Below are 8,358 nucleotides of genomic sequence, written 5' to 3' on the forward strand. Positions count from 1 at the left end.
TTGAGGGTTTCGCGCAGTTGCTCGGCCAAGGCCTGCAAGGCCAGCGTGGGCTTGGTCAACACTTGGCTGATCAGAGACTGAAAAATCTGCGCCAGCGGCGCGAAGGGCCGGTCATTGCTCAGCAGTTCGATCTTGCCGCTGGCCCAATAACCGGGCGCCTGGCTACGCAGGACTTGCTGGATCAGCGTCGACTTCCCCGCTCCCGGTGCGCCGGCAACCAGCAGCACGCGAGCGATGCCGTCGCTGCGCACGCGCCGGATCTGTTCAAGCAGTTGCTGACGTTCGTCATCACGACCAAACAGCACATCGCCGCGCGTGGCCGTTGCGCGAGCATCGAATGCACCGAGGCGGAACGCTTCGATCTGGCCTTTTTTCTGCCATTGCCGCAGGCACCAGGTCAGATCGGCGGCCAGCGATTCCATGCTTTGATAGCGCGCGTCCGGCTCCTTGGCCAGGCCCTTGAGCAGCACATGACAAATGCCTTGCGGCAGGTCGGGTTGGTATTGCCCTGGCGACAAAGGCTGGACGGCGGCGTGCACATGCAGCCATTGCGAGGCGTCGCGAGCGATCAGCGGCGGGCGCCCGGTCAACGCCTCGTAGATGATTGCCGACAGCGCATAGACGTCGCTGCGCTCATCGGAATCGACGCCGTCGCGCTGCAGCTGTTCCGGCGCCAGATAAGGCCAGTGTTCCAGGCTCGGCAGTTCAGTCGCCGGCGTTTCCTGCGCGTGGGTGTGAAAGCCCATCAGCCTGACGCTGTCGTCAGCATCGACCAGCAGATGCCAAGGCAATAAACAACACTGTGGGAGCGAGCCTGCTCGCGAAAGCGGTGGGTCAGTCAGGGGTGATGTCGGCTGGAATGACGCTTTCGCGAGGAGGCTCGCTCCCACAGGGTTTTGCGGTGATTCCGGATGGCGAGAGTGGACCAGCGCATTCGCGGCGGCGACGGCGATATTCAGCACCCGTCCGAGTGGTAAGCCGGCGGCGTCGATCAGTCCAGCCAGCGGCGCGCCCCATTGCGGGTAGACCAACACCGGCCCGTCCGCCGAGCGAATCAGCGCGAGCGGGTTGAGCGCCCACTGCGAAGGCAACTGCAAATGGAAATCGCGCTCCAGCCGCTGGCACAGCGCCGGACGCTGGATCGGCGCACGCACGGCGAACCAGCTCTGGCCCGAGTGGCTGTCTTCGAGGCTGAACCAGGTCAGTTCATGGTCACGGCGCAGCAGACTGAACCGACAGCTCTCCAGCCATGCTTCATCGAGCATCGGCGCATCGGCCACGCGGGAAATTGCAGAGGAGGATGGCTGGCCGGGCATACGCATTCACCGCTGGAAATGGGATTCAGGCTGGTGGCGAAGTATACCCAGCGTTTTTTTGCCAGAGGGCCAGCCGCTGCGCTGATGTCCGTCCGCAGCCTCAAGATGGCCGTCCAGAGCTTTGCGCGGCTGTTTCTTGCGCTATACAAGCGCACGTCTTATCCCTCGGGATAATTGCTTTATGCCAGGCCGTCCCCTAGCGTACGAACCTGATAACCCGGCGCCCGCGCCCTGTCCTTCTCACCGCAACGCAGAGGCCCGCATGATCCGACTCGGCCAAGCCACGATTTCTTTGGAACGGCGCGAAGCCTTTCTCGATGGCCGGCCCTTGCGCATGGGCGGGCGGGCGTTCGAAATACTTTCGGTACTGATGCAGGCCGATGGGCGCATCGTCAGCAAGGACGAGCTGATCAATCAGGTTTGGCCGGACATCGTCGTCGAAGAGAACAATCTGCAAGTGCAGATTTCCTCGCTGCGCAAACTGCTCGGGGAAAAAGAAATCATCCAGACGGTTGCCCGTCGAGGTTACCGATTATTGAAAGACCGCGAACCCAAACTGCCCGTGTTCAACGCCCTGGCCTCGGCGCCGATGGTGGCGCAGCCGCCGTTGGTCGATACGCAATCGGTGCCGGTGTTCATCGTTGACGATGAGGCCTGCGTGCGCAGCGCATTGAGCCGCTTGTTGCGCGCCGAAGGCATCGAGCACCGGATTTTCCAGTCCGCCGAAGAACTGCTCGAGGCCGACATCGCCAATGGCCCGGCGTGCCTGCTGCTCGACGTCAGCCTGCCCGAAACCACAGGCCTGCAATTGCAGGCGGCGCTGAACGAGCGCGGCTTGCCGTGGCCGGTGATCTTCATGACCGGCCACGGCACGATTCCGATGTCGGTGCAGGCGATGAAGGCCGGCGCGGTGGAGTTCCTGACCAAACCATTCGATGACGATGAACTGCTCGGCATTCTGCGCAGCACCCGTCAACACGCCGCGACTGCTTTCAATCAATGGCAACGGGTTCAGCACGTGCGGCAGCTGGCGGCGCAGCTGACACCGCGTGAGCGCGAGGTGCTGCCGCTGATTGTCGGTGGCCTGTCGAACAAACAGATCGCCAACCAGTTGGGCACCAGCGAAGTGACCGCCAAGGTTCATCGCAAACACATCATGGCGAAGATGCAGACCCGCTCGCTGGTCAACCTCGTCGAACTCTACGGACTGATCAGCGCTGCGCCTTCGCCTGGCCCATCGAGCCTGTCGTGAGCGCCCCGGCGGGTCGCCCGACGGCGATCGAAAACACCCCACCGACGATTGTCTGCATCGTCGATGACGACGCGTCGGTGCGCAAAAGCCTGTCGAATCTGCTGCGTTCGGTCGGTTATCGCGCGCAGGTTTATGCCAGTGGCGAAGCGTTTCTCGCCGAAGCCGACTTCGCCGAGATCGCCTGCCTGCTGCTGGATCTGCGCATGCCCGGCCTGTCCGGCATCGACGTGATGCGCCAACTGCCGCGACAGTTTCCGGTGATCTGCATGTCCGCCCATTGGGACGAGGCGGCGCGGGCTGAGTCCGGGCATTACCAGGCGTTTGAATGCCTGTGCAAACCCTTCGAAGAAGAGGTTTTGCTGGCGGCACTCGACAAGGCCCTGCACCGCCAGCACTGATCGCTTCAGCTGTCCTGCGTGGCTTCTTCCGCAGTTTTGATCGCGGGCAGCGACTCAGTCATCGAAGCGTGACACACCGCCAGAATCTCATCGGCCAGCGCCGAGTCATCCGGGCAGGCTCGCGACAGCATGATCGCCCCGACGGCGCGGGCCAGCAGGTCGATCATCCGGGTTCGGCCCTCACCTTGCGGTGCATCCGCTGCCGTCGGGTATTTCTCGCCGAGCGTCTGCAACGTGCGCTCGATACCTTCAGCGAACGCCGCTTTGACATCCCCGGACTGCCGCGCCGCATCGCCGCACAGCGCTGCCATGGTGCAACCGGTGGAGCGGCCATCGCGATGCTCGCGCGACACGTACACGTCGATGAAATCCTCCACGCTCATGCTTTCGGCGGCGGCCGTGGACTGCGCCAGGCTGTTGGCCGAGGCTTCGGCCATCAGGTCGGCCTTGGAGCCGAAGTGCTTGTAGAAACCGCCGTGAGTAAAACCGGCGGCCGCCATCAGGTCAGCCACGCCGACCCCGTCATAACCGCGTTCGCGGAACATCACTGATGCCGTTTCGACAATGTGCTCGCGATTGGCCTGAGCCTGGGCCTTGGATACGCGCATGTTGAATACCTCCAGCGCTGAAAATTCATCGGCCGATGATACATAGATGTTGGCCATAATCAAAACCGTTGACAGCTTAGATTTGGATCATCATCCTAAAGGCCCGCAATCAGTCTTCAACTGACAAAGAGCCCACACCATGACTACTCGCCCTACTGTTCTGATCACTGGCGCCTCCACCGGCATCGGCGCGGTCTACGCCGAACGTTTCGCCCAACGCGGGCACGATCTGGTGCTGGTCGCCCGTGACCAGGCGCGCCTGGACACCCTTGCTGCCGGTTTGCGCGCTGAACACAACGTCAATGTCGAAGTGCTACAGGCCGACCTGACGCAACTGAGCGACCTGCAAACCGTCGAGGCGCGTCTGCGTGACGACGCGCGCATCGGTATCCTCGTCAACAATGCCGGCGCCGCGCAGTCCGGCACCTTCATCGAGCAGAGCACCGACAGCGTGGCGCAACTGGTCGCGCTGAACACCACGGCGCTGGTGCGTCTGGCCAGTGCTATCGCCCCGCGTCTGGCCAAGGCCGGCGACGGCGCAATCATCAACATCGGCTCGGTGGTGGGCCTGGCGCCGGAGTTCGGCATGTCGGTGTATGGCGCGACCAAGGCGTTCGTGCTGTTTCTCTCCCAGGGCCTGAGCCTGGAACTGTCGCCACAAGGCGTATACGTGCAAGCCGTGCTGCCTGCGGCCACCCGCACGGAAATCTGGGACCGCGCCGGTATCGACATCAACACCCTCACCGACATCATGGAAGTCGGCGATATGGTCGACGCCGCGCTGGTCGGCTTCGACCGTCGCGAAGTCGTGACCATCCCGCCGCTGCACGAAGGCGAGCGCTGGGATGCCTTGCAAACCGCGCGTCAGGGGCTGTTGGGGCAGATCCGCCAGTCGGCGGTGGCGCAGCGTTATCTGACTCAAGCCTGAGCCCTTCCGGACCCGCTGCAAACGCGGCGGGTTCCTACCGACAAGAGCATCCGTAATGAAGGCATTTTTCATCGAGCGCTACGGCAAGCAGAACGGCCGGATTGGCGACCTGCCCGAACCGCTGGTTGGCGCTCACGACGTGCTGATCGAAGTGCGCGCCAGCAGCGTCAATCCGCTGGACCTGAAGATTCGCAGCGGCGAATTCAAGATGATCCTGCCCTATCAAATGCCTTTGATATTGGGCAACGATGTCGCCGGCGTGGTGCTCAGCACCGGTGCGGCGGTCAAGCGTTTCAAGCCGGGCGATGGGGTTTATGCGCGTGCGCCTGATAACAGGATTGGCACGTTTGCCGAACGCATCGCTGTCGACGAACAAGCGATCGCGTTGAAACCCGCCAATCTCGCCATGACCGAGGCGGCTTGCATGCCGCTGGTGGCGTTGACGGCGTGGCAGGCCCTGGTCGAAGTCGCCAACGTGCAAAAAGGCCAGAAGGTGCTGATTCACGCCGGCTCCGGTGGCGTTGGCACGGTCGCCATTCAAATGGCCAAACACCTCGGCGCTTTTGTTGCGACTACGACCAGCACGGCGAATGTCGCGTGGGTCAAGGCGCTGGGCGCTGATGTGGTGATCGATTACAAGCAGCAGGATTTCGCCAGCGAACTGCACGACTACGACGTGGTGCTCAACAGCCTCGGCGGCGATGTGTTGGAGAAATCGTTAAAGGTGTTGAAACCGGGCGGGCAACTGATTTCCCTGTCAGGGCCGCCGACTGCGCAGTTCGCTCGGGAGCAGGGTTTGTCGTGGCTGCTCGGGCTGGTGATGCGCCTGCTCAGCAGTAGTATTCGGCGCAAGGCGCGCAAGCGTGGGGTGGGTTATTCGTTTCTGTTTATGCGTGCCGATGGCGTTCAGTTGCAAAAAATCACTGCATTGATTGAGGCAGGAGTGATCAAACCGGTGGTTGATCGTACTTTTCCGTTCGATCAGATAGCTGACGCGTTGCACTACGTTGAACAAGGTCGGGCCAAGGGCAAGGTTGCCATCGCGGCCAACCTCAAAAGCCCCTCACCCTAGCCCTCTCCCCGAGGGAGAAGGAACTGACCGAGCTGAATGCGCGGGTAACGCCGACCTGAGATACCGAGTCGAACATATATCCCAAAAAGCCCACAAATCAGCTCCCTCTCCTCGGGGAGAGGGCTGGGGTGAGGGGTGAATTCAGCGCGGTATTTGTATATGCGCATTGCAACTGCAAGCCCGACTCGCCATCCCCGCCGAGACGTCGAGGAACCCCTCTCAACTTGCATTTTGCCCATCCTGCATCACGCTTGATTCACAGAAGTGCACGTTTTCATGGCAAAACTGCGGTTAACTGAATGGTTAGTTACCGCTATAATCCCGCGCTTCATTCAAACGGGACTTTCAATGTGAACCACAGTCAACGCGTCTCAGGCGTTTCAACGTTCATTCTGGTCGGCCTTGGCGTGATCATCGCCCTGCTCGGTCTGGCGCTCGCGGTCGGCGGTGTGAAGCTGGTCAGCCTGGGCGGTTCCTGGTACTTCCTGGTCGGCGGTCTGGCGATGACCGTTTCCGGTGTGCTGATCGCACTGAAGAAAACTGCAGGCGCCTGGCTGTTCGGCGCATTTCTCGTGGCCACCGCGATCTGGGCCGTGGCTGACGCCGGGCTGGTGTTCTGGCCGGTGTTCTCGCGGCTGTTCATGTTCAGCGCCATCGGTATGGTCGTCGCTCTGGTCTACCCGCTGCTGGCGCGCGCCAATGGCCGCGTGGCCGGTCGTGGCGCGTATGCCGTGGCCGCTGTGCTTGCGGTCGGTGTGGCCGTTGCGGCGGGCAACATGTTTGTCGCTCACCCAACCGTTGCCGCGACTGGCACTGGCCCGGGCCTGACTCCGGTCGAGCCGGCCAAGGCGCAGAAAGACTGGGCGCACTACGGCAACACCGAAGGTGGCAGCCGCTTCGCCGCGCTCGATCAGATCAACCGCAACAACGTCGACAAATTGAAAGTCGCGTGGACCTACCACACCGGTGACGTCGCCGAGAGCGATGGCAACGGCGCCGAAGACCAGCTCACCCCGCTGCAGGTCGGCAACAAGGTGTTCATCTGCACCCCGCACAACAACCTGATCGCCCTCGATGCCGACACCGGCAAAGAGCTGTGGAAGAACGCGATCAACGCGCAATCGAAAGTCTGGCAGCGCTGCCGTGGCATGGCCTATTTCGATGCCACCGTCACCATCGCTCAGCCGAGCAACTCTTCGATCATCGAAGCCAAACCCGAGCCGGCTGCCAACTGCCAGCGCCGTCTGCTGACCAACACCATCGATGCCCGCCTGATCGCGGTCGATGCTGACACCGGCGAGTTCTGCCAGGGTTTCGGCAACAACGGCCAGGTCGATCTGAAGGCCGGCCTGGGTGATGTTCCGGACAGCTACTATCAGTTGTCGTCCGCGCCATTGATGGCTGGCACCACCGTGGTGGTTGGCGGTCGTGTTGCCGACAACGTGCAAAGCGACATGCCAGGCGGTGTGATCCGTGGTTTTGACGTGATCACCGGCACCATGCGCTGGGCGTTCGACCCGGGCAACCCGCAGGATCGCAACGCGCCAGCCGACGGCAAAACCTACGTGCGCAGCACGCCGAACAGCTGGGCGCCTATGTCCTACGACGCGGCGACCAACACCGTATTCCTGCCGATGGGCAGCTCGTCCACCGACATCTATGGTGTCGAGCGCAGCGAACTGGACCACAAGTACGGCGCCTCGATCCTCGCGCTGGACGCCAGCACCGGTGAAGAACGCTGGGTGTTCCAGACCGTGCACAACGATCTGTGGGACTTCGACCTGCCGATGCAGCCGAGCCTGATCGACTTCGACAAGGACGGCCAAAGCGTTCCGGCGCTGGTCATCGGCACCAAGGCCGGGCAGATCTATGTGCTCGACCGCGCCACCGGCAAGCCGCTGACCGAGGTCAAGGAAGTACCGGTGAAAGCCGCGAACATCCCTAACGAGCCGTACTCGCCGACCCAGCCGAAATCCGTGGGCATGCCGCAGATCGGCGCGCAGCACCTGACCGAATCGGACATGTGGGGCGCCACGCCGTACGACCAGTTGCTCTGCCGCATCGACTTCAAGAGCATGCGCTACGACGGTCTGTACACCGCACCGGGTACCGACAAATCGCTGAGTTTCCCGGGTTCGCTGGGCGGCATGAACTGGGGCAGCATCTCCACTGACCCGGTGCACGGTTTCATCTTCGTCAACGACATGCGCCTGGGTCTGTGGATCCAGATGATCCCGTCGCAGAACAAAGGCCAGGCCGCTGGCGGTGGCGAAGCGCTGAACACCGGCATGGGCGCTGTGCCGCTCAAAGGCACGCCGTACGCGGTGAACAAGAACCGCTTCCTGTCGGTGGCCGGCATTCCGTGCCAGGCGCCGCCGTTCGGCACCTTGACCGCGATCGACATGAAGACCCAGAAAGTCGCATGGCAGGTTCCGGTCGGCACCGTTGAAGACACCGGTCCCCTGGGCATCCGCATGCACTTGCCGATCAAGATCGGTCTGCCAACCCTCGGCGGCACCCTGTCGACCCAGGGCGGCCTGATCTTCATTGCCGGCACCCAGGACTTCTACCTGCGCGCCTTCAACAGCGGCAACGGTGAAGAAGTCTGGAAAGCCCGTCTGCCGGTCGGCAGCCAGGGCGGCCCGATGACGTACGTTTCGCCGAAGACCGGCAAGCAGTACATCGTCGTCACCGCTGGCGGCGCACGCCAGTCGACCGATCGGGGCGATTACGTGATGGCCTACGCCCTGCCGTAACTCGCTGCCGCACCACCAACCTCCTCCA

General features: G+C 62.4%; 8 protein-coding genes. 5 read left to right on the plus strand and 3 right to left on the minus strand.

The genetic code is table 11. The features are described from left to right. Together V8J63_RS27905 and V8J63_RS27910 are read right to left on the minus strand one after the other, a co-directional pair. A partial coding sequence (locus V8J63_RS27905; RefSeq protein ID WP_442963545.1) for an AAA family ATPase occupies positions 1-422 on the minus strand: 422 nt, incomplete at its 3' end. Positions 423-633: 211 nt separating this feature from the next. After that, positions 634-687: a hypothetical protein gene (locus tag V8J63_RS27910; protein ID WP_371915174.1), complete on the minus strand. Its 54-nt coding sequence runs from the start codon at positions 685-687 to the stop codon at positions 634-636. Between the two features lie 891 nt (positions 688-1,578). Here V8J63_RS27910 and V8J63_RS26110 point away from each other — a divergent pair. Together V8J63_RS26110 and V8J63_RS26115 are read left to right on the plus strand one after the other, a co-directional pair. Then, entirely contained in the window at positions 1,579-2,568 is a 990-nt protein-coding gene (locus V8J63_RS26110) for a response regulator (RefSeq protein WP_160769473.1), read from the plus strand. Next, a complete protein-coding gene (locus V8J63_RS26115; RefSeq protein WP_336464859.1) occupies positions 2,565-2,966 on the plus strand; it encodes a response regulator transcription factor in 402 nt (133 codons plus the stop codon). The genes V8J63_RS26110 and V8J63_RS26115 overlap by 4 nt, the downstream gene beginning before the upstream one ends. A 5-nt stretch (positions 2,967-2,971) precedes the next feature. On the opposite strand, the gene V8J63_RS26120 is transcribed toward V8J63_RS26115, so the two are convergent. Beyond that, entirely contained in the window at positions 2,972-3,574 is a 603-nt protein-coding gene (locus tag V8J63_RS26120; RefSeq protein ID WP_336464860.1) for a TetR/AcrR family transcriptional regulator, read from the minus strand. A gap of 139 nt (positions 3,575-3,713) precedes the next feature. On the opposite strand from V8J63_RS26120, the gene V8J63_RS26125 reads away from it, so the two are divergent. From V8J63_RS26125 to V8J63_RS26135, 3 genes are all read left to right on the plus strand, one after another. Continuing rightward, the gene (locus tag V8J63_RS26125) at positions 3,714-4,502 is read left to right on the plus strand and encodes an SDR family NAD(P)-dependent oxidoreductase (RefSeq protein ID WP_336464861.1); all 789 of its coding nucleotides are present in this window, start codon (positions 3,714-3,716) and stop codon (positions 4,500-4,502) included. 55 nt (positions 4,503-4,557) lie between these two features. Continuing rightward, positions 4,558-5,574, plus strand: a complete 1,017-nt coding sequence (locus tag V8J63_RS26130; RefSeq protein ID WP_336464862.1) for an NADP-dependent oxidoreductase — start codon at positions 4,558-4,560, stop codon at positions 5,572-5,574. A 350-nt stretch (positions 5,575-5,924) separates the two neighbouring features. Next, positions 5,925-8,330 (plus strand): glucose/quinate/shikimate family membrane-bound PQQ-dependent dehydrogenase, encoded by a 2,406-nt coding sequence (locus V8J63_RS26135; RefSeq protein WP_336464863.1) that lies wholly within the window; start codon positions 5,925-5,927, stop codon positions 8,328-8,330. The last annotated feature ends 28 nt before the right edge of the window (positions 8,331-8,358 follow it).

Source organism: Pseudomonas sp. CCNWLW23, assembly GCF_037095675.1.
GTDB lineage: Bacteria > Pseudomonadota > Gammaproteobacteria > Pseudomonadales > Pseudomonadaceae > Aquipseudomonas > Aquipseudomonas atacamensis.

Excerpts from the sequence above, each read along its gene's own strand:
- V8J63_RS26120 (WP_336464860.1), bottom strand. The coding sequence starts at position 3,574 with ATGCGCGTATCCAAGGCCCAGGCTCAGGCCAATCGCGAGCACATTGTC.
- V8J63_RS26130 (WP_336464862.1), top strand. The coding sequence starts at position 4,558 with ATGAAGGCATTTTTCATCGAGCGCTACGGCAAGCAGAACGGCCGGATT.
- V8J63_RS26110 (WP_160769473.1), top strand. The coding sequence starts at position 1,579 with ATGATCCGACTCGGCCAAGCCACGATTTCTTTGGAACGGCGCGAAGCC.
- V8J63_RS26125 (WP_336464861.1), top strand. The coding sequence starts at position 3,714 with ATGACTACTCGCCCTACTGTTCTGATCACTGGCGCCTCCACCGGCATC.